Source organism: Sphingomonas chungangi (assembly GCF_013778325.1).
GTDB classification, from domain to species: Bacteria; Pseudomonadota; Alphaproteobacteria; order Sphingomonadales; family Sphingomonadaceae; genus Solisphingomonas; species Solisphingomonas chungangi.
The window spans coordinates 330,301-355,896 of sequence record NZ_JACEIB010000007.1; the positions used below are offsets into that span (position 1 = coordinate 330,301).

A 25,596-nucleotide genomic window follows, 5' to 3' on the forward strand; every position below is an offset into this window, starting at 1 on the left:
GGGTGAGGGTCTTCGACGGGTCCCCTCCTTATCCCGCGAAAGCGGGAGAAGGCTCAGGAAAGCGCCTCGATCATGAAGGCGAAGGCCTCCGCCCGTTCCGTGATCGATGTGAACCGGCCTGACTTGCCGCCATGACCCGCGCCCATGTTGATCTTGAGCAGCAGGGGGTTGGCATCGGTCTTCAGCACGCGCAGCTTCGCGGCCCATTTGGCGGGCTCCCAATAGGTGACGCGCGGATCGTTGAGGCCGCCGGTGATCAGCATCGGCGGATAGGCCTGTGCCGAGACCTGATCGTAGGGCGAGTAGCCGCGGATCAGGTCGAACGCCGCCGCGTCGGTGATCGGGTTGCCCCACTCCGGCCATTCGCCGGGGGTGAGGGGAAGGCTCTCGTCCTGCATGGTGTTGAGCACGTCGACGAACGGCACGTCCGCCACCACCGCGCCCCACAGATCGGGATCGGTATTGGCGACCACGCCCATCAGCTCGCCGCCCGCCGATCCGCCCTGGATGGCGATGCGGCCTGCGCTCGCGAAGCCGGCCTCGATCAGCCCCTTCGCGGCATCGGAGAAATCGTGGAAGGTGTTCCAGCGCTTCTCTGCCTTGCCGTCGAGATACCAGCCGTAGCCGAGATCGTCGCCGCCCCGGATGTGGGCGATCGCGCAGGCCCAGCCGCGATCGAGCAGCGAGAGCCGGTCGGTCGAGAAACTCGGCGGGATCGCGATGCCGTAAGCGCCGTAGGCGTAGAGGTAGAGCGGGCCCTTACCGTCCTTCGCGAAATCCTTGCGATAGACGATCGACACCGGGATCGAGACGCCGTCGCGGGCGGGCACCATCAGCCGCTCGGTGGCGTAGAGCGAGGCGTCGTAGCCCGACGGCACCTCGCGCACCTTCTTCGTCGCCAGCGTCCGCGCCGCCGGATCATATTCGAACACCGTGTCGGGCGTCACCATCGAGGCGTAGCCGATGCGGTAGCCCGGCGAATCGAACTCGGGATTGGTGCCGAGCGACGCGGTGTAGCTTGCCTCCGGGAAGGCGACGCGATGTTCGTCGCCCGCGTAGGTGCGCAACCGGATCTGGTCGAGCCCGTCGACCCGTTCCTCGATCACCAGATGCTGCGCGAAGCTGGAGAGGCCGCGAATATAGACATGGTCCGATCCGGCGATCACCGTCTCCCACTCGCCGGGGGCCTCGGGCGAGGCGACAGCGACGCGGAAGTTGATGTGATCGTCGTTGGTGTGGACCCACAGCTTCCCATGCGCCGAATCCACGCCATATTGCCGCTTCGCCTTGCGCGGGGCGATCAGCAGCGGCGCGGCCGAGGGATCGGTGGCGGGCACCAGCCTGATCTCGCTGGTCTCGTGGTCGTTGGTGCCCAAAATGATCCACTGCCGGTCCTGCGTGCGGCCGACGTGGACGTTGAAGCCGATATCCTCCTTCTCCTCGTAGAGCGTCGGATCGCCCGCCGGATCGCTGCCCAGCCGATGCAGGCGTGCGCGGTAGGTGCGCCAATTGTCGTTGACCTCGGTATAGGCAACCGCGTCCGACCCCGCAGACCACACCACGCCGCCGTTGACGACCTCGCTCACCGTCTCGATGTCCGCGCCCGTCGCGAGATCGCGGATCTTGAGCGTGAAGCGTTCGGCCCCGTTGCTATCCGACGACCACGCCGCGAGCCTGCCGTCCGGGCTCACGGCCAGCGCGCCGAGCCGGAAATAGTCCTTGCCCTCGGCCTCGGCGACCTCGTCGAGGATCACCTGCCCCGGCTCGGTGGTGCCGGTCGGGCGGCGCATCCAGCGGCGATATTGCGCGCCCTTCTCGAACGCCCACCAAAAATCCCAGTCGCCGTCCCTGCGCGGCACCGAGGCGTCGTCCTCCTTGATGCGTCCCTTCATCTCGGCGAACAGCGTATCGACCAGCGGCCGCACCGGCGCCATAGCCGCCTCGAAATAGGCATTTTCCGCCTTCAGATAGGAGAGCACCGTCTCGTCGGTGACGTTGGGGTAGCCCTGATCCTTCAGCCAGAAATAGTCGTCGGAGACGGTCCGGCCGTGCCGCTCGTAGCTATGCGGGTTGCGGGCGGCGAGCGGCGGAGCGGGGAGCTGGGAGGGATCGATCATGCGCGGCTTTGTGGGGGCGGGGCGTCCGGCGCGCAAGCGGGGCATCGACGAGGCGCGTTAGGATATCGTTCACGAATGCGGGTCCAGAACGGTCCCCGGGGGGCAAGGATAGGGTCACATGCTCGCCATTTCCGTCAATCGCTTGCCGCTCCGTCTCGGACCAGCCGCCGCGCGCTTGGCCGCTCTCGTCGCAGCGCTGTCGCTCGCTGCACCGTCGATTGCGCAGGGAGCGACGGCCGTCATCGTCCCGCCTCCGCCTCCCGCGCCCGCGCCCTCGGCACCGGCCTATCCGTACCCCGTCTATCCGCTGCCCGGCTGGGTGCATCCAGACGGCATGCGGTGCGAGCAGGATCGGCTGCTGACCGACAGGACGCCGTGCGGCGCCCAGACCGAGGCGCAACAGCTCCCGCCATGCCAGCAAGATCGCCTGCTCACCGACCGGACACCCTGCACCAAACCTTAGCGTGCTCTCCCGCACCCTTCACCCTGGCGCCGAACAGGACTATCTAGGTGCGATGTCTACTTATGCCGATCGCCTCGCCGCGCTGCGCGACGAGCTTGCCCGCCGCCGTCTCGACGGCTTCGTCGTGCCGCTCACCGACGAGCACATGTCCGAATATGTCGGCGCCTATGCCCAGCGCCTCGCCTGGCTGACCGGGTTCGAGGGCTCGGCCGGCACTGCCGTCGTGCTCCCCGAGGCGGCGGCGATATTCACCGACGGCCGCTATACGCTGCAGGTGCGCGAGCAGGTCTCGGCCGATCAGTGGAGCTACCAGTCGGTGCCCGAGACCTCGGTTTCGGCGTGGCTGAAGGCGCATGCGCCCAAGGGTGGCCGGATCGGCTACGATCCGTGGCTTCACACCAAGGGCTGGGTCGACGCCGCGAGCAAGGCGCTGGCCGCGCGCGGTGCCGAACTGGTCGCGGTCGAGACCAACCCGATCGATGCGGTGTGGGCGGACCAGCCGCTTCCCTCCAATGCGCGCCTCGTCGTGCAGCCGGACGATCTCGCCGGTCAGTCGGCGGCGGCCAAGCGCGCCGATGTCGCCGAATGGCTCGATGCGCAGGGCGCCGACGCGGTGGTGCTCTCCGCGCTCGATTCGATCGCCTGGGCGTTCAACGTGCGCGGTGCCGACGTCAGCCGCACGCCGGTCGCGCTCGCTTATGCGCTGGTCAATGCGGACGCCACGGCGGACCTGTTCGTCGACCCCGAGAAAGTGGACGAGACGATCTCGGCGCACCTCGGCAATTCGGTGCGGGTGCAGCCGCGCAGCGCCTTCGCCGGTGCGCTCGACAGCCTGAAGGGCAAGACGGTCTCGGTCGATCCGGATCGTGCCGTCGCGGCGATCTTCAACCGTCTGAATGCAGCCGGCGCGACGCTGAGCGAGGCGCGCGACCCGACCGTGTTGCCCAAGGCGATCAAGAACCAGGCGGAGATCGCCGGCACGACGGCCGCGCACATCCGCGACGGTGCGGCGGTGACGCGCTTCCTCCACTGGATCGACACGGTCGCCGCGCAAGGCGGGCAGGACGAGCTGACCGCCGCCGCGCAACTCGAGGCCTTCCGGGCCGAGACCGGCGTGCTCAAGGACCTGTCCTTCGACACCATCTCCGGTGCCGGGCCGAACGGCGCGGTCGTGCATTACCGCGTCTCCGAGAAGACGGTGCTGCCGATCGAGCCGGGCTCGCTCTATCTCGTCGATTCGGGCGGGCAATATGCCGACGGGACGACCGATATCACGCGCACCGTGCCGATCGGCGAGCCGACCGCGGAGATGAAGGACCGCTTCACCCGCGTGCTCAAGGGCCATATCGCGCTCGCCCGCGCGATCTTCCCGCAGGGCACGCGCGGCGGACAGCTGGATACGCTGGCGCGGCAATATCTGTGGGAGGTGGGGCTCGATTACGCACACGGCACCGGCCATGGCGTCGGTGCCTACCTTTCCGTGCACGAGGGGCCGCAGCGCATCGCGCAGCCGTCGGGAGGGCAGGCGGGCGGCGACGAGCCGCTGCGCGCCGGCATGATCCTCTCCAACGAGCCGGGCTATTACAAGACCGGCGCCTACGGCATCCGCATCGAGAATCTGGTGCTGGTCGAGGATCGCGCAGTGGAAGGGGCGGAAAAGAAGCTGCTCGGCTTCCACACCATCACGCTGGCGCCGATCGACCGGCGGCTGGTGGACCTGTCGCTTATGTCGCTGGCCGAGCGGGAATGGCTCAACGCCTATCACGCCCGCGTCCGCCGCGAGATCAGCCCGCTGATTCCGGCCGACGTACAGGGCTGGCTGGAACAGGCGACGGCGCCGCTGTGAGGCAGGTTGTCCGATAGCGAATATCGTGGCGGCTCGACCACGGGCGGGCGATGGGGTTGCGGGTTCGCGATCCTCTTCGGTCTGCCCGTCGGGATTTTCCTGACGCTGGTCGCTGCGATGGGCGACTGCATGCCCGGCGTGCAGTGCCACAAGGGCATTCTGCTGGACGTAATCCTGCCCACCGCCGCGCTGGCGGCTGTCATCGGATTTGGATCCCGTTGGATCATCAACGCCGCCATCCGTCGGCGCCGGGATGATCGCTGAAGCTCAGTCGTCCTTCGGCGGCGCGGGCTCGTCCTTCTCCCGCGCCTGTTCCTTGCGGCGGCGGAGATTCTGGCGGAGCGCCTCGGCAAGGCGCTTTTCGCGGTCGGTATGGGCGGTCATGGGATCGGGCTAATCCGATCGTCGCGATCCGCGCAAGCCGCCTTGACGGCGCCGCCCACATTCTCCATAGGGCCGGCCTCGCCGCCCGGTCAGCCGGGCGCGCGGACCGGGCCGTGCTGCCGTAGCTCAGTGGTAGAGCGCATCCTTGGTAAGGCTGAGGTCGTGAGTTCAATCCTCACCGGCAGCACCACCCCGGTTCAGAAAATCCCGTGCCCGATCACCAGACGCGCCAGCCCGACGAGCAGGACAACCAGGTTGAGGTTGCGCCCGGCATTGCCGCTCGACAGCACGCCGATGCCGAGGCCGACCACCGCGATGGGCAGGATGAACCAGTAGAGCCACCCGAACAGCGGCAGGAACGCGACCATCGCGGGGACAAGCGCGATCAGGCCGATCAGGATCGAGATCAGGTTCAGCATAAGCTGACTATCACTCGGGCCGGGCGGTTTGCCAAGACGCCAGTCAGCCTTCGCGGATGGCGTCGACGCGATCGGGATAGAAAGCGAGATGCCCGGCGATCGCCGCCACCGCCTCGTGCGGATGCTCGTAGCTCCACGCCGCGTCGGCCGAGCGCTCGCCGCCGGCGGGAATGCTGAAATAGCTGGCATCGCCCTTGTAGGGGCAATGCGTGCCATGTTCGGTGCGGACGAGCGCCGACATCTCGACATCCCCGCGCGGAATGTAATGGACCGGCGGATAGTTCGCCTCCCGCAGCGTCAGCGCGCGGGTGGTGTCGGCGATCGTGCGGCCGTCGACGATGACGGTGATGCGCCGGGTGGCGGGCTCGATCGTGATCGGGTGATCGGGGCCGGGGATCAGGACGGGTCTGGCAGCCATGACGGTCTCCTCGTCGCGAGGGGGTGATATCGGGTCGCTTGTTTTGAAATGCCAGTGCCTCCCGCCGTTGACAGGACCGCGCGCGGGGTCTCTCATCCGATCAAGCACTTGAGGGGACGAACGGGTGGCGAAGCGGTGGAGGCTCGGCCTGATGGCGGCGGCGCTGCTCGCGACCGTCGGCGCCGCGCCGGCGCCGGTCCACCGCATCGTCGCGGTGGGCGATCTCCACGGGGACTTCGCCGAGTGGCGCGCGATCGCTACAGCGGCCGGGCTGATCGACGCGAAGGGCGATTGGGCGGGCGGCGACACGGTGCTGGTGCAGACCGGCGACGTGGTCGATCGCGGGCCGGATTCGCTCGATATCCTGACCGACCTGATGCGGATGCAGAAGCAGGCGCCCAAAGCCGGGGGGCGGGTGATCACGCTCGTCGGCAATCACGAGGCGATGAACGTCACCGACGATCTGCGCTACGTGTCGGCGGGCGATTATGCAGCCTTTGCCACGAAGGATTCGGCGGCGCTGCGCGATCGGCTCTACGAGGCCAACAAGTCTGAGATCGAGGCGGCCTATCGCCGGAAGGACCCGGCGATGACGCCGGACGCGATCCGGCAAGCATGGATCGCCGCGACCCCGCTCGGCATGATCGAGCACCAGCAGGCCTGGCATCCCGAGGGACGGATCGGGCGGTGGGTGGCGAACAATCCGGCGGTGGTGCTGATCGACGGCACTTTGTTCGTCCATGGCGGGATCGGCGCGGCCTACGACCAGCTGCCGATCGACCAGATCAACCGCAAGGTCGACGATGCGCTCAGGGCGCGCGATCAGGCCGATGGCGCGATCATCAACGATCCGCTCGGGCCGCTCTGGTATCGCGGGCTCGTCTCGCGCGATGCCGATCCCGATGCGCCCAAGCCGCTGCCGGGGGCGCCGCAGATCTCCATCGATCAAGAGCTGGATCAGGTGCTCGCCGCCTATGGGGCGAAGCGGATGGTGATCGCGCACACGCCGAACCTCGCCGGCATCACGGTGACGCACGATGGCAAGCTGATCCGCATCGATACCGGCATCTCGGCTTATTATGGCGGGGTGCCAAGCTATCTCGAAATTCTCGACGGGCGGCTGGTGCCGCACGCCGTTCCACGCACGCAGGGAGGGGGCTCCGACAATGCGCATGCTTCGAAAGACGATGATGATCGCGGCCGCGTTGCTGGCGCCGTCGGCGCTCCGGGCGGCTGACACGCCCAAGCCGCTCTTCGCAAGCGACGCGCCGCTGCACATCACCATCCAGTCCGCCATGTTCCGTTCGAGCGGCGTCGCCCGCTCCAATTCCCTGGTGGACGGCACGCTGACGGTCGATGGCGCGCCGCCGATCCCGATCAAGCTCGGGCTTCGCGGCATCACCCGCAAGGAGAGCGACGTCTGCCAGTTTCCGCCGCTGCGCGTGGAATTTCCGGCCAGGCCTCCTGAGGATTCGCTCTTCGCCGGGCAGAAGAAGCTGAAGCTCGTCACCCACTGCCAGTCGCGCGAGGGATTCCAGCAATATCTCCTGCTCGAATATGCCACCTACAAGATGATGAACCTGGTGACGCCGCTCAGCTTCCGCGATCGGCTGGTGTCGGTCGATTATGCCGGCGCCGACGGGCGCAGCACCGTCGCGCGCTTCGGCTTCTTCCTGGAGGATACCGACGACGTGGCGAAGCGCAACGGCATGCGCCAGGCCAAGATGCCCGCGCGGATCGGCGCAGGCCAGCTCGATCCGTCGGGCGCCGGACGGCAGGCGGCGTTCGAATATATGATCGGCAATCTCGACTGGTCGAGCATCGCGGGGCCAGCGGGCGCGGCCTGCTGCCACAACGTCAAGCTCGTTGGCGCGGCGGGCGCGCAGAGCGGGCTGGTGCCGCTGCCCTACGATTACGATTTCTCGGGGCTGGTCGACGCGCCCTATGCGACGCCGCCGGCGGGCATCAATGTGCCCAACGTCCGTGTCCGCAAATGGCGGGGCTTCTGCCGCACCAATGCCGAGGCGCAGGCGGCGATCGCCGACCTGTTGTCGCATCGCGACGCGATCCTCGCGGTGTACGACACCGTTCCCGAGCTTACGCCCGCGACCAAGGCCAAGGCGACCGCCTATCTCGGCGGTTTCTTCGCCATCGCCGCGAGTCCCGACGCGATGGCCAAGCTGATGGCCACCTGCATCAACTGACCGGCTTCTCGCTCTTCGTCTCTGTCACCGTCACCGCCGCGACCACCACTTCGGTGGTACGGCTCTCCTCGTCGTCGGGGTCGTAGTCGGCGAGGAAGCGCTTCATGCTCTTGCGCTCGCCATATTCGGCCGCCCACAGGATCACGAAGCACAGGTTGAACATGATCGAGGTGACGGCGGCGAGCTCCATCGCGCCGATCCCCGCCGAGATGCCGATCGCGATCGCCAGCAGGGTGAAGAGCAGATCGCCCGTGCTCTTCAGCGAATTGCGGAAGCGCACCGCGCCGATGATGCCGGCGAGCGAGAAGGACAAAGCCAGCGAATCCTGCACGATCACCACGATCGAGGTGATCACGATCGGCAGCATCACGATCGTGCCGATGATCGACTGGTCGTACTGCTCGCGGTCGCGCACCTCCATGTAGATCCAGCTGACCGGAAGCGAAGTGAGCAGCGCGCCGACCATCGCCGAGACCAGCCAGATCAGGCTCCCGCCGATCGTGTCGATATGGGCGACCTTGATGCCCGCCAGCCCCTTGTGGAGCTGCCCGCCATTCTCGGCGAGCAAAGCATGGACGCGGCCGATCGGCAGATAGCCGGCGAGATCGGGAAACAGCCACAGCGCGCCCGCCAGCAGCAGGCCGACGACGACATAGTAAGCGATGAGCTTGGCGAGAAGTCTGGCGGCCTGCATGTCGCTTACCCCCTAAGCGGCGATGTATTGAGGGCAGGCTAGGGCATTTTAGGCCGTCCGCACAATCACATCTGAGGCGGTCGGTAATCCGGCAGCGGCTGGATCACCTCGTAGCGCTCCCGACCCGGCGGGCCATCAAGCGGCGGCCAGTCGATCTCGGGCAGCGGCAGCGTCGTGTCGGGCAGGCGATCGAGCAGGTCGCGGATCAGCGTCAGCCGACCCATCGCCTGATCGTTGAAATCGACGATCGTCCACGGCGCGTGATCGGTGTGGGTGGCGCGCAGCATCTCCTCGCGCGCCTCCGTATAGGCCTCATACTTTGTGCGCGAAGCGATATCGACGGGGGAGAGCTTCCAGCGCTTGGAAGGGTTGTTGCGCCGGTCGGCGAAGCGCTCTTCCTGCCGCTCCTGATCGCAGGCCAGCCAGTATTTGACGAGCGTGATGCCGTGATCGACCAGCTGCTTCTCGAAGCCGGGGACCGATTGCAGGAAATCCTGCGCCTCCGTCTCGGTGCAATAGCCCATCACGCGCTCGACGCCAGCGCGGTTGTACCAGCTGCGATCGAACAGCACGATCTCGCCCTTGGCGGGGAGGTGCGGCACGTAGCGCTGGAAATACCATTGCCCCTGCTCGCGCTCGGTCGGCGCGGAGAGCGCCACGACGCGGCACTGGCGCGGATTGAGCAGGCGCGAGAAGGCGAAGATCGCGCCGCCCTTGCCCGCCGTGTCGCGGCCCTCGAACAGGATGAGCAGGCGCTGGCCGGTCTCGGCCACCCAGCGTGCCATCTCGATCAGCTCGCGGTTGAGCGGCGCGACCATCGCCTCATAGTCCTGAATGCCGAGCATGATGTCCCCCGCCCTTCGTGGGCATGACCTAATGCAAGGGCTTCAAACAGAACAAGAGATTCGTGTCGTGCGCCACCAGATCGCGCGATGATCATCCTCGGGTCCGATCCGGCCGCGATATTTACGCTTCGCAAATGCGGCTGCTTTATGCGCATCCATCAGGGAGCGCTGGTGGCGAGACGCGGTCGATGGTCAGGATTCGTTTGTTTAAGGGAAGCGAAGCCGCCGCTCTCGATTCTTCGGTTTCGGTGGTGTCCGATCCGCGCGCGTCTTCGGCCAGGCGCCCGGTGGACGACCCGCTCGCGCTGCTGCGCAATTTCGAGCAGAGCGGCCAGGGCTGGTTCTGGGCGACGGATGCCGCCGGCCGCATCACCTATCTGACCGACAGCCTCGCCGCCACCCTCGGCGACAGTGGCGTGGGGATACTCGGATCGTCTTTCGCCGATCATTTCGTACGGTGCGACGATGGCGCGGAGGTCAGCCGGACGCTGCCCTTCATCATGACGCGCCGGTTGAGCTTCGAGAAGCTGATGCTGCGCACGGCCGATCCGGCGGACGGTCGCTGGTGGCTCGTATCCGGCTCGGCGCAAGTAGATGCCGGTGGCCAGTTCGTCGGCTACCGGGGATCGGGCGTCGACATCACCGAGCAGCGCAAATCGTCCGAGCAGGCCTCGCAGCTCGCCATGTACGACGCGCTGACCGGCCTGCCCAACCGCCTCCACATGGCGCGAACGCTGGAGGCGAGCCTGACCGCGCTGCGGCTTCGGAAACGGCCGTGCGCGCTCCTGCTGATCGATCTCGACCGCTTCAAGCAGGTCAACGACACGCTCGGCCACCCGGCCGGCGACGCGCTGCTCAAGCAGGTCGGCGAGCGGCTGCTGACGATCGTCGGCGATCGGGAGAAAATTTTCCGGCTGGGCGGCGACGAGTTCCAGATCATCCTGTCGGACAGCGACGATCGCGGCGTGCTCGGCAATCTCGCCGACCGGATCATCGCCAGCCTGTCCCAGCCTTATACGGTGGCAGGCAGCCGCTGCATCATCGGCGCCTCGATCGGCATCGCGCTGGCGCCCAGCGACGGATCGGCGAGCGAGGAGCTGATCCGCAACGTCGACCTCGCTCTCTATGCGGCCAAGGGCAGCGGCCGGGGTCGCTTCCGCTTCTTCTCTGGCGATCTCCTGCAGGCGGCGACCGATCGCAGGCGGCTGGAGGACGACCTGCGCGACGCGCTCGCCAAGGGCGAGATCGATCTTCTCTACCAGCCGATCGTCAACGCGCGGACCAATTGCGTGACCGGCGTCGAGGCGCTGATGCGCTGGACCCATCCGGTCCACGGGCCGATCTCGCCGGCCCTGTTCATCCCGATCGCGGAGGAGGCCGACCTCATCCAGCAGCTTGGCGCCTGGGTGATCCGCCGCGCCTGCGAGGATGCGGTGCGCTGGCCCGGCGCGCTGCGCGTCGCGGTCAACGTCTCGCCGATGCAGTTCACCAACGAGGATCTGCCCAAGATCGTCCTGTCCGCGCTCGCCGCTTCCGGCCTTCCGCCGGCGCGGCTGGAACTGGAGCTGACCGAAGGCGTGTTCCTCAGCGAATCGCCCGAGACCGACGGCATGTTTTCCGTGCTGAAGGATATCGGCGTGCGGCTGGCGCTCGACGATTTCGGCACCGGCTATTCCTCGCTCGGCTATCTGAAGACCGCACCGTTCGACAAGATCAAGATCGACCAGAGCTTTGTGCGCGGCGTGACGGCGCCGGGATCGCGCAACGGCGCGATCATCGCGGCGATCGTCGCGCTGGCGGACGCGCTGGGCATGGAGACGACGGCGGAAGGCATCGAATCGTTCGATCAGCTGGCGCTGATCCGGGATCTGCGGGTCAGCCACGTGCAGGGCTACATCTACAGCAAGGCCATCGCCAGCGGCGAGATCGCGGCGCGGCTGGAGAGCGGCGACTGGGCGATCGCGCCCTCCGGCCCGGCGCGTCAGCGCAGCGAGCGGCAGTCGCTGTTCCGCAAGGCCGGCGCGATCGTCGGCAATTTCTATCACGGCGTGACCATCCGCAATCTCTCCGAGACGGGCGCGCTGATCGACGGGCTGATGGAACTGGAGGCGGGCACGCCGATGATCCTCGATTTCGGCGATGGACAGCTCGTCGGGGCGACGGTGCGCCGGACGAGCCGGCGCCAGGCCGGCGTCGAATTCGGCCTGCCGCTGGTCAGTGACGGCAATGGCGGCCTGTGCACGCGCCAGAAGGTCGCGCCCTATCTGCTCGCCACCGCCGGGCTTCCCGCCATCGGCGAGAGCGGGGCGATCGGGGCCGAGACGGGGTCACTGAGCGTCGAGCAGCTGGCCGAGCGGTTCGGGATCGGATTTCACGCCGCTCCGGCTACCGATCCTCTCGCCGGAGGATCTTCCGGAGTACCCACCGTCGAGCAGCTGGCGCGCCGCTATCTCGATCATGTCGGCAGGCATGCCCGCACGCGGGCGATCGGCGAGCAATGCCTGCGCGAGCATATCCTGCCGCAGTTCGGCCGATTCCGGCTCGACGAGATGGCCTATACCGACGTCAACGGCTGGCTAGGCTCGATCGCGGGGCGGGCCGGGTACGGGCCGGCAGTGGCGGACCGGCTGCGCGGGGTGATGGGATACATGTTCCTGCTGGCCAAGCGCTGGGAACTGCCGGGCGCCGCGATCAATCCGTTCGATCGCCGGGCCGCGCAGGGGCGGGGCCGCGACCGCAAGATGACGGCCGAGGATATCGAGCGTCTGCGGCAGGCGGCGGACGCCAGCCACAACGCCCATCTCGGCGCGATCGTCGCGCTGCTGCTGGGCACTCGGTTGCGCGTCCGCGAGCTGCTGATCGCCAAATGGGACGACATCGATCTGGAGAACCGCACGTGGCGGGTCGCCGGCGAGGACGGGGCCATCGACACCGTCTCGCTGAGCGTCGCCGCTGCCGAGATCGTGCGTGGCCTGCCGCGCTGGGACGGTTGCCCGCACGTCATGGCCAACCCGCGGACGCGCCGGCCCTATCGATCGATCTTCGGAAGCTGGGACGCCGCGCGTCGGCGCGCCGGGCTACCGGACATCAGCATGCACGAGCTGCGCGGCTTCGCGATCTGATCGTTGCCGGTCAGCCGATCCAGCAATTTGATCCCTCGCGGCCAGTCGCCGAGATCCGACTCGGCATTGATGTGCCCGAGCCGGCCGACGTCGACCAGTTCGCTGTCCCAGGCACCGGCCAGCCAGCCCAACCGCTCGAACTCCGCATAGCGATCGTCCTGGCTCGCGACGAGCAGCGTCGGGAAGGGCAGCGGCGCGAGTGGTGCGGGCGCGAAAGGGCGAAGTAGCGGATGGGCACCCGGCCGATCGACATCGGGCGGCGCGACCAGCATCGCGCCGTGCACCTTGGACAGTCGGGCGGCCGAGGCCTCCCGCGCCCACCATGCGACCGCCAGGCACCCGAGGCTGTGCGCGACCAGCACGACCGGCTCGCGCTGCCGCCCGACAGCCCGATCGAGATGCGCCACCCAGAGATCGCGCGAGGGCTCGTGCCAGCGGCCGAGCTCGACGCGGACCGCATTCGGGCGGAGCGCCAGCCAGCGGGTCTGCCAATGGTCCGGCCCGCTGTCGAACAGGCCCGGGATGATGAGTTCGACGGGTGTGTCCACCACGATCCTTCTCCCTGCATGTCCGGCGGCGGGCCGGTACGCAGGGTCTAGGCGAAGGAGGGAAGCACCGGCAACAAATCTCTACTAATAGAGTAGAGAATTATTTTTGGCGGAACCGCCGGTCAGGGGATCGGCTTGATCTCGGCCACATAGACGCCGAGCGGATCGAGATGGACGCTACCGCTGATCAGCAGCGTGCGGTTGGTCGCCAGCGGCCGCAGCACCTCCAGCGTATCGGTCTTTTCGAGCGGGACGTCGGCGGGCTTCGCATCGAGGTTGAGCAGCACCAGCACGGTCTTGCCGCCGCCCGATCGCTGGTAGGCGAGCACCTGCTTGTCTTCGGTGTCGACCGCCTTCCAGTCGCCGCCCATCGCCGGGTGCGTGCGGCGCAGCGCGATCAGGGTGCGATAGAAGCTCAGCACGGAATGCGGGTCGGCGCTCTCGGCCGCGACGTTGCGGGTCTTGTAGTCGGGCGCGACCGGCAGCCAGGGCTTGGCGCCCGTGTCGAAGCCGGCATTGACGCTCGCATCCCACTGCATCGGCGTCCGCTCGCCGTCGCGGCCCTTTTCCTTGGGCCAGCCCTTCTTGCCGATGATGTCCTGCACGTCCTCGATGCGCTGGGGATCGTTGTTCACCATGCCCAGCTCCTCGCCATAATAGAGGATGGGTGTGCCGCGCAGGGTGAGCAGCAGCGCACCGGTGATCTTGGCCCAGTCGTCGGTCGAGGCACCCGGCGGCACCGGATAGCGGCTCGCGGCGCGGCGGCTGTCGTGGTTCGAGAGCGCGAAGCTCGGCCAGCCGCCGACCGAGTTGGTCTCCACGCCCGTGATGCGCTGGCGCAAGTCCGGCGCGGTCAGGCTCGGCAGGCTGATCAGATTGAGGAACATGGGCAGCTGGAGCTCATTGTTCCGCGGCCCGTAATATTGGACCAGTTCCTGCGCATTGTCCGTCCATGTCTCGCCGACGAGGATGCGGCCGGGATATTTGTCGATCACCATCTGGCGCAGCCGTTGCAATTCGATGTGCACCTCGGGCTGCTTGGAGTTGTTGACGTGATCCTGGTTGGGCACGCCGAAGGCATCGATGCCCGGATAGACCTTGTTGTCCTTGAGATCGGCGCGCTCGAACATCGTGTCGACTGCGTCGAGACGATATCCATAGACGCCGCGCTTCAGCCACCATTCGGCGGCATCGAACATCGCCTTCTCGACCTTCGGATTGCGCCAGTTCAGATCCGGCTGCTGCGGGTAGAAGAAGTGGTAGTAGGATTGCTTGGTCGTCGGATCGTACGTCCACGCCGAGCCGCCGAAGATCGACGTCCAGTTGTTGGGCGGCGACCCGTCCGCCTTGGGATCGCGCCAGACGTAGAAGTCGCGATAGGGATTGGTGCGGCTGCTCTTCGATTGCAGGAACCAGGGATGCTGGTCCGACGTGTGGTTGACCACGAAATCGAGCAGCAGCTTGACGCCGCGTGCCTTGCCCTGCGTGACAAGCTGGTCGACGTCCGCCACGGTGCCGAACTGCGGATCGACATTGTCGTAGTCCGAGATGTCGTAGCCGAAATCCACCTGCGGGCTCGGGAACATCGGCGTCATCCAGATCGCGTCGATGCCGAGCGACTGGATGTAGTCGAGATGCTTCACGATGCCCGGAATGTCGCCGATGCCGTCATTGTTGCTGTCGGCGAAGCTGCGCGGATAGACTTCGTAGATTATGCCGGTCTTGTACCAGTCGCTCTGGTCGACGGTCGGGTTGGCGGGCATCACCTTGGGCGGGGGCGGCATCATCGCCTGTGCGTGCGCCGCTACGGGCAGACAGGCGACGGCCGCCGACAGCAGAGTCGCACGAAACAGGGCGCCCCCCAAACGCATCTTCCCGATCCTTCCCGTTGGCAGCCTGGCCGGGCCGCTGGGCGGCGTGCCCTAAGAAGCGCGCTCAATGCCCGATCCGCGACGCCCTGACTAGACGTGGCGCTTGCCCAGTTTCCGCGCGAGCGTGCGGCGGTGCATGCCGAGCCGCCGTGCGGTCTCGGAGATGTTGAAGCCGGTATCGGCGAGCACCTGATGGATATGTTCCCACTCGATCGTCTTGATCGAGCTCGGCCGCGCGGCCAGGCTGGCCTCGGCATTGCCGTCCACGGCGGCGAAGGCGCGTTCGATATCGTCGGTGTCGGACGGCTTGGTGAGATAGTTGGTGGCGCCGAGCTTGATCGCCTCCACCGCCGTCGCGATGCTGGCGAAACCGGTGAGGACGACGATGCGCATCCCCGGGTCGAGATCGTGCAGGGCCTGTACGCACGCGAGGCCCGAGGCGTGGCCGAGCCGCAGGTCCAGCACTGCGAAGTGGGGACGGAAATCGGCGGCCGCATCGGTCAGTCCCTCCGGAGCATGGAGGATACGCACGACATAGCCGCGCTTCTCGAACGATCGGCCGAGCGTACGAGCGAAGCCTTCGTCATCCTCGACGATGAGCAGGCGGCGATCACTCATGGCGCGCCTTCCACCGCCAGGGCGCGCAGCGGGATGGCAAGCGTCACGACGGCCCCATGGCCCGCGTTCGCGGCAGTGACGGCACCACCGAGCTTGCGCATCACGTTGACGGCGAGAAACAGGCCGAGCCCAGCGCCGCGCCGGTCCCTGGTCGACGAATAGGGCTTGCCGAGCGAGGCGAGCGTCTCTGCGGTGAAGCCCGGCCCATCATCCTCGACGGTCAGGTGCAATTCGTCGTCGACGACCTCGACGAGGAGCGCGATACGACCCGCGCCGGCCTCGACGGCATTGTCGAGGAGATTGAACAGCACCTGCACCAGCGTGCGGTCCGCGACGATCGCGATCGCGCCGTCCGATCGGTCGTCGAGCGTCAGCACGCCGGGCCGCAGCGTATCCCAATCCTGCGCGACCTTCGCCACGAAGGCGGAGAGCGAGGTGCGCTCGACCATCTCGCTGCGCGCCTCGCCGGAGGCGTAGAGGATGCCGGTAACGATCTCCTTGCACCGCGCCACCGCCGCCTGCATTTCGCCGATCTCTTCTCCGAGCGGGGTGAGTTCGGGCTGGTGCCGCCAGTCGCCGAGGATCACCGCCATCAAGGCGAGCGGCGTCCCCAGCTCGTGCGCCGCGCCGGACGCGAGCAGGCCCATGCGGACGATGTGATCCTCCTCCGCCGCCTGCTGGCGCAGCGCGGCGAGACGCGCGTCGCGGATGCGCATGTTGCGGGCGATGCGGGTGACGAACAGCACCAGCAGCACCGAGACCATCACGAAGTTCAGCCAGCTCGCCAGCATGTGCACCGGTGAGAGCGTGCTGGCATAGGGCGCTGGCAGGCGGAGCGGCCTATGGAAAGCCGCCAGCGCCCCGAAGGCCGAGCTGTGCAGGGCGACCAGCGCCCAGCTCGACCACGCCTCCAGCAGCACCGCGCCCAGCACCACCTGCAACAGCCCGATCGGCGCGAACGGGTTGGTGGTGCCCCCGCTGAGGTATAGCTGCGTGGTGAGCGCCGCCCAGTCCATCAGCAGCGCCACGAACAGCTGGTGGTTGGCGACCTTCCAGCCCTTGTGGAGCAGCGACAGGGTCATCAGGTTGAGCGCGGCGAGCGCGGCGAGGATCGCCAGCATCGGCACGATCGGCAGCGCGTCGCCGATCCAGGACCATGCGCCGAGGATCGCCGCCAGCTGCCCGGCGATGGCGAGCCAGCGTAGCTGCGTGAGCAGCAGCATGTTGCGCGCGCCGACATCCTCGGCGGCGCGGGGGATCGGGCGCGGCTCTGCGGTCCAGATCATGATCGTGACGATCTAGTCCTTCGGCGGGCGCAGCGCCATCCAGCCGACTGCGCCGGCGAGTGCAGCGGCCATGGCGAACCAGGTCAGCGCATATTGGAGATGGTTGTTGGGGAAGCGGATGACGGTGAGGCCGCCGCGCGGCCAGCCGGGGGAGGTCGCGGCGTCGGCGTCGATGAAATAGGGGGCAGCCGGGCCGATGCGACGCTTCGCTGCGATCGCCGCGACGTCGCGCGAATACCAGCGATCGACGGAAGGATCGTTGGCGCGGAGGAAGCCACCGCGCGGTTCGCTGAGACGGAGCAGACCGGTGACAGTCGCATTGCCGGAAGGAGCGGGGATCGGCCGGCCCTTCATCGCCTGCGGCACGAAGCCGCGATTGACCAGCAGGGTGAAGCCGCGATCGGAGACCAGCGGGGTCATCACCCAATAGCCCGGCCCGAGATCAGTCACGGCCTGCGTGAAGGTGGTGCGACCGGCAAGGTAGCGGCCATGCACGCTCAGGCGGGTGTAGGCGTCACCGGCCGATAAGGTGGGCCACCGATTCAAGCCCGGCGCGGCCACCGGCGCAGCCGCCAGTCTGGCGTCCACCTGTGCGATCAGCGCCCGCTTCCACGCCAGGCGATGAACTTGCCACACGCCGAGCCACACCAGCCCGGCGACGATCGGCAGCGCGAGGGCCGTGAGGCCGAGGCGCTGCCGTTTGGTCACATGCCGCTCGCGCTGTCCGCTGTCCCTGGCATCATGTTGACGTTCATATGGTACATCACCCACAGCGATCCGATCAGCGTGATCACCACCACGACGATGGTGAAGATCAGCGCCATGAACTGCCAGCCGCTCTCCGCCTTCGGATTGAGGTGGAGGAAGAAGATGGCGTGGACGACCACCTGCACCAGCGCGAAGCCCATGATCGTGTAGCCCGTGGCCGCCGCACTGCCGAGCGTGCCGGTCATCACCAGCCAGAATGGGATGGCGGTCAGGACGACCGAAAGGCCGAAGCCGATCAGATAGCCCGAACGGGTGACGGGCGGATGGCCGTCGTGACCATGATCGTGGGCGGCGCTCAACGCAGGACTCCCAGCAGATAGACGAAGGTGAAGACGCCGATCCAGATGACGTCGAGGAAGTGCCAGAACAGCGACAGGCACATCAGCCGGCGCTGGTTGGCGGCGGTGAGACCGTAGCGGCCGACCTGGACCATCAGGGTGATCAGCCAGATGATGCCGAAGCTGACGTGCAGCCCGTGCGTGCTGACCAAAGTGAAGAAGGAGGAGAGGAACGCGCTGCGCTGGGGCGTGGCGCCCTCGCCGATCAGGTGGGCGAACTCGGACAGCTCGATGCCGACGAAGGCGGCGCCGAACAGGCCGGTGATCGCCAGCCAGATCAGCACGGCCGACTTCTTCCTGTCCTGCATCGCGATCATCGCGAAGCCGTAGGTGATCGACGACAGCAGCAGCATCGAGGTGTTGACCGCGACCAGCGGCAGCTCGAAGATTTCCGACGCCTTGGGGCCGCCCGCATAGCTGGTGCCGAACAGCCCGTAGGCCGCGAACAGCATCGCGAAGATGAGGCAGTCGCTCATCAGGTAGATCCAGAAGCCCAGCATCGTGGAGCCGCCGGCCTCGTGGTCATGCTCGTGCATGTCGAGGAAGACGGGCAAGCCCTGGGCGTCGGTCATGGTGGGTGCGTTGGCCATCGATCAGGCTCCCGCCGCCAGAAGTTGCTGGGTGCGTGCGGCTTCCGTCTCTCGCACCTCGCTCTCCGGGATGTGGAACTCCCGGTCGTAGGTGAAGGTGTGGAAGATCGCGTAGCCGACGAGGCTTACGAAGCAGAGCGCCGCCAGCCACCACACGTACCAGATCATCGCCACGCCGAAGCCCGCCGCCAGCACGGCGAGGATCAGGCCCGCCGGCGTGTTCTTCGGCATCAGGATCGGGCGGAAGCCGGCCTCGGGCCGCGCATAGCCGCGCTCCTTCATGTCGGCGTAGGCGTCCAGATCGTGGATGATCGGCGTGAACGCGAAATTGTAGGCCGGCGGCGGCGAGGAGGTCGCCCATTCCAGCGTGCGGCCGCCCCAGGGGTCCCCCGTGAAATCGCGCAGGCGTGGCGTGTTCCGGTCCCGGATGCTGACATAATATTGGTAGAGCATCGCGGCGATGCCGGCGGCGATCATCGCGGCGCCGAACGCGGCGATCAGGAACCAGATCTGCAGCGACGGATCGTCGAAGTGGCGCAGGCGGCGGGTCACGCCCATCAGGCCGAGCACGTAGAGCGGCGTGAAGGCGACCCAGAAACCCGGCACCCAGAGCCAGAAGCTCACCTTGCCCCAGAACGGGTCCAGCTTGAAACCGAACGCCTTGGGCCACCAGTAGTTGATCCCCGCGAACATCCCGAACAGCACGCCGCCGATGATCACGTTGTGGAAGTGCGCCACCAGGAACAGCGAGTTGTGCAGCACGAAATCGGCTGGCGGCACCGCGAGCATCACGCCGGTCATGCCGCCGATCGTGAAGGTGAGCATGAAGGCCACCGTCCACATCATCGGCAGCTCGAAGCGGATGCGGCCCCGGAACATCGTGAACAGCCAGTTGAACAGCTTGGCGCCCGTCGGGATCGAGATGATCATCGTCGTGATGCCGAAGAAGCTGTTGACGCTGGCGCCCGAGCCCATCGTGAAGAAGTGGTGCAGCCACACCAGATAGGAGAGGATGGTGATGACCAGGGTCGCGTAAACCATCGAGGTGTAGCCGAACAGGCGCTTACTGGAGAAGGTGGACGTCACCTCCGAGAAGACGCCGAAGGCCGGCAGGATCAGGATATAGACCTCCGGATGGCCCCAGATCCAGATCATGTTGGTGTACAGCATGTAGTTGCCGCCACCCGAGTTGGTGAAGAAGTGGGTGCCGACGTAGCGATCGAGGCTGAGCAGCACGAGCACCGCAGTCAGGATCGGGAAGGCGGCGACGATCAGCACGTTGGTGCACAGCGCCGTCCAGGTGAAGACCGGCATCTTCATCAGGTTCATGCCCGGCGCGCGCATCTTCACGATCGTGCAGACGAGGTTGATGCCGGACAGCAAGGTGCCCACACCCGCGATCTGCAGCGCCCATATATAATAATCGACGCCGACGTCGGGCGAGTAGTCCAGCTCGGAGAGCGGGGCCATCGCCAGCCAGCCGGTGCGCGCGAACTCGCCCACGAACAGGCTCATCATCACGATGACGGCGCCCATCGTCGTCATCCAGAAGCTGAAGTTGTTGAGGAAGGGGAAGCTCACGTCGCGCGCGCCGATCTGCAGCGGCACCACGAAGTTCATCAGGCCGGTGACGAACGGCATCGCCACGAAGAAGATCATGATCACGCCATGCGCGGTGAACACCTGGTCATAATGGTGCGCCGGCAGGAAGCCCTGGTTGGCGCCGAACGCCATCGATTGCTGCGCGCGCATCATGATCGCGTCCGAAAAGCCGCGCAGGAACATGACGAGGCCCAGCACCATGTACATGACGCCGATGCGCTTGTGATCGACGCTGGTGAACCACTCCTTCCAGAGATAGGTCCAGCATTTGAAATAGGTCAGCGCCGTCAGCAGCGCGATGCCGCCGATGGCGACGCCGACGAAGGTGCCGACGAGGATCGGCTCGTGGATCGGCAGCGCGTCGAGCGTGAAGCGCCCGAAGATGATCTTGGGAAGTTCGAGGGACATCGACGGCCTCAGCTGTGCGAATGGGGGACGGCGGGCGCATTGTCCGCGGGATTGGCCGGGCGGGCCGAATTGCCGAGCTGGCTCGGCGAGCGCATCAGCGCACCGGGCGGCGAGGTCGGCAGGGTGTCGTTGACTGGCAGCTGATGCCCTTCCGGATGACCCATCGGCATGCCGCCCATGTCCTTCTTCATCAGGTCGATCATGCAGGGCGTGCCCGGCGTCTCGCAGCGGTTGACGACGCGGTCGAACAGCGTCGGATCGACCGAGGCCCAGCGCATCATCGGCGCATCCTCGCTCGGCTTGGCGAGGTTCAAGTAGGTGCGCGTGTCGAGCGTTCCGCCCGCAGCCTTGGTCTTTGCGACCCAGCTGCCGAAATCGGCCTCGCTCATGCCGGCGACCTCGAAATGCATGCCCGAGAAGCCGGCACCGCTGTAATTGGCCGAGATGCCGCCGAAGCGGCCGGTCTTGTTGAGCACAGCATGGAGCTGCGTCTGCATGCCGGGCATTGCATAGACCTGACCCGCGAGCATCGGCACGTAGAAGCTGTTCATCACCGAACTGGCGGTCAGCTTGAACTGTACCTCGCGGTCGACGGGAAGCGCGAGGCCGTTGACGGTGGCGATGCCCTGCTCCGGGTAGATGAACAGCCACTTCCAGTCGAGCGCCACCACGTCGATCTCGAGCGGCCTGCTGTTGGTGGGCACGCTTTTGCCCGGCGATATCCGTTCCAGCCGGCGGTAGGGATCGAGCGTGTGGGTGGTGATCCAGGTCAGCGCGCCTAGCGCGATGATGATCAGCAGCGGCGCCGACCAGATCACCAGCTCCAGCACCGTGCTGTGGTCCCAGTTCGGCCGATAGGTCGCCGCCGTGTTGTTCTCACGATAACGCCACGCGAACAGGATTGTCAGCGCCATCACCGGAATGATGATGAGCAGCATCAACAGCGTTGAGATCGCCAGCAGATGCGCCTGCTGCCGTGCGACATCGCCAGCCGGATACAGCACCTCCATGTCACAGCCGGCGAGCATCAGAGGCATGGCAAGAACGGCGGTTATCCGGGCCGATCGCGGGATTCGGCGAGGGTGATTCCTGATCATGGCCGCGCCTTAGCGCGAATGTTGCGACGCAGCGATAGGGCATTTTGTCCTATAGTAAAATTCGTGCCTCGTGGTGTAGAGGGGAGCCGGTTGACCAATTTCGGCGTTGAATCGCGCCGCCACCCGTTGCACCCTCGCCGGGCTGCGATGGCAGGAGTGAGTATAAGATAATGGCAGCGATCGGCCAGGCCGCACCAGAGATCCACACCCATGGCAGCCACGAGGTGCGGCCGAGCGAGATCGCCATCGGCGTGATCATCGGGCGCACGTCCGAATTCTTCGATTTCTTCGTTTACGCGATCGCCTCGGTGCTGGTGTTCCCGCGGCTGGTCTTCCCGTACATGAGCCATATCGACGCCACCTTGTGGTCGTTCGCGATCTTCTCGCTGGCCTTCATCGCGCGGCCGATCGGTTCGCTGATCTTCCTCGCTGTGGACCGCAATTACGGGCGCGGCATCAAGCTCACCGCGGCACTGTTCCTGCTCGGCAGCTCCACCGTCGCGATCGCCTTCCTGCCGGGGCACGCGTCGGTCGGGTGGCTGTCGGCGCTGTTCCTCTGCATCTTCCGTGTCGGCCAGGGCATCGCGCTCGGCGGCGCCTGGGATGGGCTCGCCTCGCTTCTCGCACTCAACGCGCCCCAGAACAAGCGTGGCTGGTACGCGATGGTGCCGCAGCTCGGCGCGCCGCTCGGGCTGATCGTGGCGAGCGCGCTGTTCGCCTTCTCGCTGGCGAACCTCTCCGACGGCGACTTCCTCGATTGGGGATGGCGCTATCCCTTCTTCGTCGCCTTCGCGCTCAACGTGGTGGCGCTGTTCGCGCGGCTGCGTATGGTGGTGACGCCGGAATATGAGGCGCTGTTCGACAATCGCGAGCTCCAGCCTTCGCGCGTGCGCGAAACGTTGAAGTCGGACGGTTTCAGGATCGTGATCGGCGCCTTCGCGCCACTCGCCAGCTTCGCGCTGTTCCACATGGTGACGGTGTTCTCGCTGTCGTGGGTGGTGCTCTTCACGCGAGAATCGGCAGAGCGTTTCCTTCTCGTCGAAATGGGCGGCGCGGTGATCTGCCTGCTGTCCATCGTGGCATCCGGCGTGATCGCGGACCGGGTGGGCCGCCGCTATCTGCTGGGCTTCTGCGCGGGCGCCATCGCCGCCTATAGCGGCTTCGCGCCGCAGCTGCTCGGCACCGGCGAGGCCGGCGCGGCGGCGTTCATGATCATCGGCTTCGTGCTGCTCGGCTTGTCCTTCGGCCAGTCATCGGGTGCGGTTGCGTCGAGCTTCTCGATGCAATCGCGTTATACCGGATCGGCGCTGACGTCCGATCTTGCCTGGCTGTTCGGCGCCGGCTTCGCGCCGCTCGCCGCGTTGTTGCTCGCGACGAACTATGGACTGCTCGCGGCGGGTGGGTATCTGCTGTCCGGCGCGCTCGGCACGCTTGCGGCGCTCGCGATCAACAAGGAACTGGCCGGCCGGATCGGCTAGTTCGGCAGCGGGTCTTGCGGGCAGGCGTCGAGCGCGCCTGCCGCTCCCGGATCGGAGGCCTGCGGCGAAGGGCTGGCCCACGCCCGCGAGGAATCGCGCACCCTCGCGAACGGCCCGAACAAGCTGACGATCGCTGCCGGGGACGGGCGGCGGTTGTGCGGATCGCGCATCGGCTCGTAGCCGAAACAAGCGGCCGGGTCCGGCGATGGCGAGGTGAGCAGCCTGAGGCTTCGGTACGGCCCCGCGTTGACGATGCCTCACCAGCGCCGTCGGATCTCGGTTTATCGGCGCGTGCGTGGGGTACTATGGGCGCGGTGAAAACCGCCCGGGCTCGAGATGGACGGCGCCGGGCCGCCGATCGGCATCACATCTCGATCGGCGCCGTCCTGCCCGCATCGTAGGTTGCACGGCCCGCAAGAAGCAGGCCGACGATGCTGACCGCCGCAGCGCCCGCCATGTAGGCACCGACCGTCGCCAGCCCGAAGCGGTCCGCCAGCAGCTTGGCGAGGATCGGGGTGAGGCCGCCGCCGATGATCCCGCCGATGTTGAAGGCGAGCGAGGTGCCGGTATAGCGCACCTGCGGCGGGAACAGGCCCGGCAACCAGGCGCCGAGCGGGCCGTAGACGAAGCCCATCGCCAGCAGCGCCAGCGCGAGAAAGACGGACGCATGCATCATTGATCCGCTGCCGAGCAGCGGCGCGAGCAGCGCGCCCGCGACGATCGCCCCGATGCAGCCCCAGATCAGCACGCGGCGCGGATCGAGCGCGTCGGAAAGCCAGCCCGCGAGGACGATGCCCACCGCCATGAAGAGGATGGCGACGAGCTGCGCCTCCAGGAAGGCCTGCTTGGCATAGCCGAGCTTGGTGGTGCCGTAGCCGAGCGCGAAGGCGGTCGCGATATAATAGACCGCGAAGCAGCAGACGACGCCGAGGATGCCCGCAAGCGTGCGCCCGAGATGATCGCGCAGCACGTCGGCGATCGGGACGCGCGGCGGTGGCGCCTCCTCCAATGCGGCGGCGAAGGCAGCCGTCTCGGTGAGCTTGAGGCGCACCCAGAGGCCAAGGCCGACCAGCAATGCACTGGCGAGGAAGGGGATGCGCCAGCCCCAGTCCTTGAACTGCCCGGGCGTCAGCGTCGCGCCGAGGATCAGGAAGAAGCCGTTGGCGGCGAGGAAGCCGACCGGTGCACCGAGCTGCGGCGCCATGCCGAATCGGGCGCGCCAGCCGGGCGGGGCATTCTCTACCGCCAGCAGCGCGGCACCGCTCCACTCGCCCCCTAGCCCGATGCCCTGCCCGACGCGCAGCAGGCAAAGCAGGGCCGGCGCCATCCAGCCGACCATCGCATAGGTCGGCAGGAAGGCGATGGCGGCGGTGGAGAGGCCCATCAGCAGTAGCGACGCGACCAGCGTCGACTTGCGGCCGATCCGGTCGCCGAAATGGCCGAACAGCGCCCCGCCGAGCGGCCGGGCGAGGAAGGCGAGGCCGAAGCTGGCATAAGAGGAGAGAAGCTGTGCGGAGGCCGATGTCGCGGGAAAGAAGAGCGGCCCGAAGACGAGGCTCGCGGCAGTGGCGTAGATGTAGAAATCGTAGAACTCGACCGAGGTGCCCACCAGGCTCGCCAGCAATATCCGCCCCGTCTGCCGTGTGCCGCCCATCATTCGCTCCGTTCTGGTTCGGCTTCGCGATGGCGGCAGAAGGGGCGCGGCGTCAACCGCCCGCGGTCGATGCGGGTCGGGAGCGACGTGGCCTGCGGTTCCTCCCGCGCGACGATCCGGGCCGGGGCGATGCGGCGGCGGTGGTGCCGGCGCGATCCTGTCGATATGCTGGCTCCGGGAGGATGGCGGGTCGTAGGGGATCGCGCATGAATCGGAGTATGGTCGCGTGCTTCATGGCGGGGGCTGCCGGGGGCGCCTTCATGTCCTTCCTGGTGATCGCGCTGCTGCGCATCATGGTGCTCGATCCGCAGGACCAGGCGACCGGTCTCGACAGGCTGGGAACACGCATGGATGGCCTCGAAAACCGTATCCAGCGGCTGGAACTCAACAGCGGGCAGCTCGATCCCCGGGATGCGCAACGGGCGGGCGCGCCGCAGCGGGGCGCGCTCGACTGAGTTGCCGGTGAGGTATTCAGGCTCGAAAGGCGGCCCGGACGACAAAATTGCGGCCTGGCGAAATTTTCTGAACCGAATCTGTTGACGGACCCCCGGAGCGTCTGTAGAGGCCCCTCCACCGCAGCGGACGGCCACTTGGTCGGCTTGCTGGCGGCTCCGAAAGGGAGGGGCTCAAAAAAGCTTCTTGCCAGATATTCGGGGAGCGGTTACTTTCAGAGTTTCCGCGTGGCACTTTCTGGATCGGACAACCGGTCCCCCGAGATCAAAATCGGGGCAGGGAAGCTGTCGCGTTCTTTCTCATTGTTGGTTGGATGAAGGGACATGCGGGCGGCGGCTCGGCGTGCGATGGTGGCCTCTGGGCATCATCACGT

Annotated in this window: 23 protein-coding genes and 1 tRNA gene; 9 read left to right on the forward strand and 15 right to left on the reverse strand. The window is 66.9% G+C overall.

Going from position 1 to position 25,596, the window contains the following annotated elements; all coding sequences use genetic code 11:
• Positions 1-53 precede the first annotated feature (53 nt).
• Positions 54-2,117 (reverse strand): S9 family peptidase, encoded by a 2,064-nt coding sequence (locus HZF05_RS12760; RefSeq protein ID WP_160366740.1) that lies wholly within the window; start codon positions 2,115-2,117, stop codon positions 54-56.
• A 118-nt stretch (positions 2,118-2,235) separates the two neighbouring features.
• Between HZF05_RS12760 and HZF05_RS12765 the strand changes: the two genes are divergently transcribed.
• The 4 genes from HZF05_RS12765 (at position 2,236) to HZF05_RS12780 (ending at position 5,000) form a co-directional block, all read left to right on the forward strand.
• Positions 2,236-2,580 (forward strand): hypothetical protein, encoded by a 345-nt coding sequence (locus HZF05_RS12765; protein ID WP_160366741.1) that lies wholly within the window; start codon positions 2,236-2,238, stop codon positions 2,578-2,580.
• Positions 2,581-2,632: 52 nt separating this feature from the next.
• On the forward strand, positions 2,633-4,426 hold the full coding sequence (locus HZF05_RS12770; RefSeq protein WP_160366742.1) for an aminopeptidase P family protein: 1,794 nt from the start codon (positions 2,633-2,635) through the stop codon (positions 4,424-4,426).
• Positions 4,427-4,432: 6 nt separating this feature from the next.
• A complete protein-coding gene (locus HZF05_RS12775) occupies positions 4,433-4,690 on the forward strand; it encodes a hypothetical protein (protein ID WP_160366743.1) in 258 nt (85 codons plus the stop codon).
• 235 nt (positions 4,691-4,925) lie between these two features.
• Positions 4,926-5,000 (forward strand) — tRNA-Thr (locus HZF05_RS12780).
• A 7-nt stretch (positions 5,001-5,007) separates the two neighbouring features.
• On the opposite strand, the gene HZF05_RS12785 is transcribed toward HZF05_RS12780, so the two are convergent.
• Together HZF05_RS12785 and HZF05_RS12790 are read right to left on the reverse strand one after the other, a co-directional pair.
• Complete coding sequence (locus HZF05_RS12785; RefSeq protein WP_160366744.1) at positions 5,008-5,229, reverse strand: hypothetical protein; 222 nt, start codon at positions 5,227-5,229, stop codon at positions 5,008-5,010.
• A gap of 43 nt (positions 5,230-5,272) precedes the next feature.
• Positions 5,273-5,647 carry a DUF427 domain-containing protein gene (locus tag HZF05_RS12790; protein WP_160366745.1) on the reverse strand — a complete coding sequence of 125 codons (375 nt, stop codon included), beginning with the start codon at positions 5,645-5,647 and terminating at the stop codon, positions 5,273-5,275.
• Between the two features lie 124 nt (positions 5,648-5,771).
• On the opposite strand from HZF05_RS12790, the gene HZF05_RS12795 reads away from it, so the two are divergent.
• Together HZF05_RS12795 and HZF05_RS12800 are read left to right on the forward strand one after the other, a co-directional pair.
• On the forward strand, positions 5,772-6,884 hold the full coding sequence (locus HZF05_RS12795) for a metallophosphoesterase (RefSeq protein WP_160366746.1): 1,113 nt from the start codon (positions 5,772-5,774) through the stop codon (positions 6,882-6,884).
• Positions 6,814-7,851: a hypothetical protein gene (locus HZF05_RS12800; RefSeq protein ID WP_181638862.1), complete on the forward strand. Its 1,038-nt coding sequence runs from the start codon at positions 6,814-6,816 to the stop codon at positions 7,849-7,851. The genes HZF05_RS12795 and HZF05_RS12800 overlap by 71 nt, the downstream gene beginning before the upstream one ends.
• On the opposite strand, the gene HZF05_RS12805 is transcribed toward HZF05_RS12800, so the two are convergent.
• Positions 7,844-8,545, reverse strand: coding sequence for a DUF4956 domain-containing protein (locus HZF05_RS12805; protein ID WP_160366748.1), 702 nt, complete (start codon positions 8,543-8,545; stop codon positions 7,844-7,846). The genes HZF05_RS12800 and HZF05_RS12805 overlap by 8 nt on opposite strands.
• Before the next feature lie 65 nt (positions 8,546-8,610).
• Positions 8,611-9,390 carry a polyphosphate kinase 2 gene (gene ppk2, locus HZF05_RS12810; protein WP_160366749.1) on the reverse strand — a complete coding sequence of 260 codons (780 nt, stop codon included), beginning with the start codon at positions 9,388-9,390 and terminating at the stop codon, positions 8,611-8,613.
• A gap of 287 nt (positions 9,391-9,677) precedes the next feature.
• Here ppk2 and HZF05_RS12815 point away from each other — a divergent pair, with 287 nt between their 5' ends.
• On the forward strand, positions 9,678-12,512 hold the full coding sequence (locus HZF05_RS12815) for an EAL domain-containing protein (protein ID WP_343046887.1): 2,835 nt from the start codon (positions 9,678-9,680) through the stop codon (positions 12,510-12,512).
• On the opposite strand, the gene HZF05_RS12820 is transcribed toward HZF05_RS12815, so the two are convergent.
• From HZF05_RS12820 to cyoA, 9 genes are all read right to left on the reverse strand, one after another.
• Positions 12,419-13,063 (reverse strand): alpha/beta fold hydrolase, encoded by a 645-nt coding sequence (locus HZF05_RS12820; protein ID WP_160366751.1) that lies wholly within the window; start codon positions 13,061-13,063, stop codon positions 12,419-12,421. The two genes, HZF05_RS12815 and HZF05_RS12820, sit on opposite strands and share 94 nt — an antisense overlap.
• Before the next feature lie 119 nt (positions 13,064-13,182).
• On the reverse strand, positions 13,183-14,931 hold the full coding sequence (locus tag HZF05_RS12825; protein ID WP_246331959.1) for an alpha-glucosidase: 1,749 nt from the start codon (positions 14,929-14,931) through the stop codon (positions 13,183-13,185).
• 90 nt (positions 14,932-15,021) lie between these two features.
• Entirely contained in the window at positions 15,022-15,549 is a 528-nt protein-coding gene (locus HZF05_RS12830) for a response regulator transcription factor (protein ID WP_160366752.1), read from the reverse strand.
• On the reverse strand, positions 15,546-16,835 hold the full coding sequence (locus HZF05_RS12835) for an ATP-binding protein (RefSeq protein WP_246331961.1): 1,290 nt from the start codon (positions 16,833-16,835) through the stop codon (positions 15,546-15,548). The genes HZF05_RS12830 and HZF05_RS12835 overlap by 4 nt, the downstream gene beginning before the upstream one ends.
• Before the next feature lie 12 nt (positions 16,836-16,847).
• Entirely contained in the window at positions 16,848-17,543 is a 696-nt protein-coding gene (locus tag HZF05_RS12840; RefSeq protein ID WP_343046888.1) for an SURF1 family protein, read from the reverse strand.
• Positions 17,540-17,902 (reverse strand): cytochrome o ubiquinol oxidase subunit IV, encoded by a 363-nt coding sequence (cyoD, locus tag HZF05_RS12845; protein ID WP_160366754.1) that lies wholly within the window; start codon positions 17,900-17,902, stop codon positions 17,540-17,542. Before cyoD ends, HZF05_RS12840 begins: the two co-directional genes overlap by 4 nt.
• Positions 17,899-18,513, reverse strand: coding sequence for a cytochrome o ubiquinol oxidase subunit III (gene cyoC / locus HZF05_RS12850; protein ID WP_160366780.1), 615 nt, complete (start codon positions 18,511-18,513; stop codon positions 17,899-17,901). The genes cyoD and cyoC overlap by 4 nt, the downstream gene beginning before the upstream one ends.
• Before the next feature lie 21 nt (positions 18,514-18,534).
• Positions 18,535-20,541 carry a cytochrome o ubiquinol oxidase subunit I gene (gene cyoB, locus HZF05_RS12855; RefSeq protein WP_160366755.1) on the reverse strand — a complete coding sequence of 669 codons (2,007 nt, stop codon included), beginning with the start codon at positions 20,539-20,541 and terminating at the stop codon, positions 18,535-18,537.
• Positions 20,542-20,549: 8 nt separating this feature from the next.
• The gene (gene cyoA, locus HZF05_RS12860; RefSeq protein WP_425505621.1) at positions 20,550-21,638 is read right to left on the reverse strand and encodes a ubiquinol oxidase subunit II; all 1,089 of its coding nucleotides are present in this window, start codon (positions 21,636-21,638) and stop codon (positions 20,550-20,552) included.
• 170 nt (positions 21,639-21,808) lie between these two features.
• On the opposite strand from cyoA, the gene HZF05_RS12865 reads away from it, so the two are divergent.
• Positions 21,809-23,116 (forward strand): MFS transporter, encoded by a 1,308-nt coding sequence (locus HZF05_RS12865; protein ID WP_160366757.1) that lies wholly within the window; start codon positions 21,809-21,811, stop codon positions 23,114-23,116.
• Positions 23,117-23,480: 364 nt separating this feature from the next.
• On the opposite strand, the gene HZF05_RS12870 is transcribed toward HZF05_RS12865, so the two are convergent.
• Positions 23,481-24,770: an MFS transporter gene (locus tag HZF05_RS12870; protein WP_160366758.1), complete on the reverse strand. Its 1,290-nt coding sequence runs from the start codon at positions 24,768-24,770 to the stop codon at positions 23,481-23,483.
• 206 nt (positions 24,771-24,976) lie between these two features.
• On the opposite strand from HZF05_RS12870, the gene HZF05_RS12875 reads away from it, so the two are divergent.
• The gene (locus HZF05_RS12875; RefSeq protein WP_160366759.1) at positions 24,977-25,225 is read left to right on the forward strand and encodes a hypothetical protein; all 249 of its coding nucleotides are present in this window, start codon (positions 24,977-24,979) and stop codon (positions 25,223-25,225) included.
• The last annotated feature ends 371 nt before the right edge of the window (positions 25,226-25,596 follow it).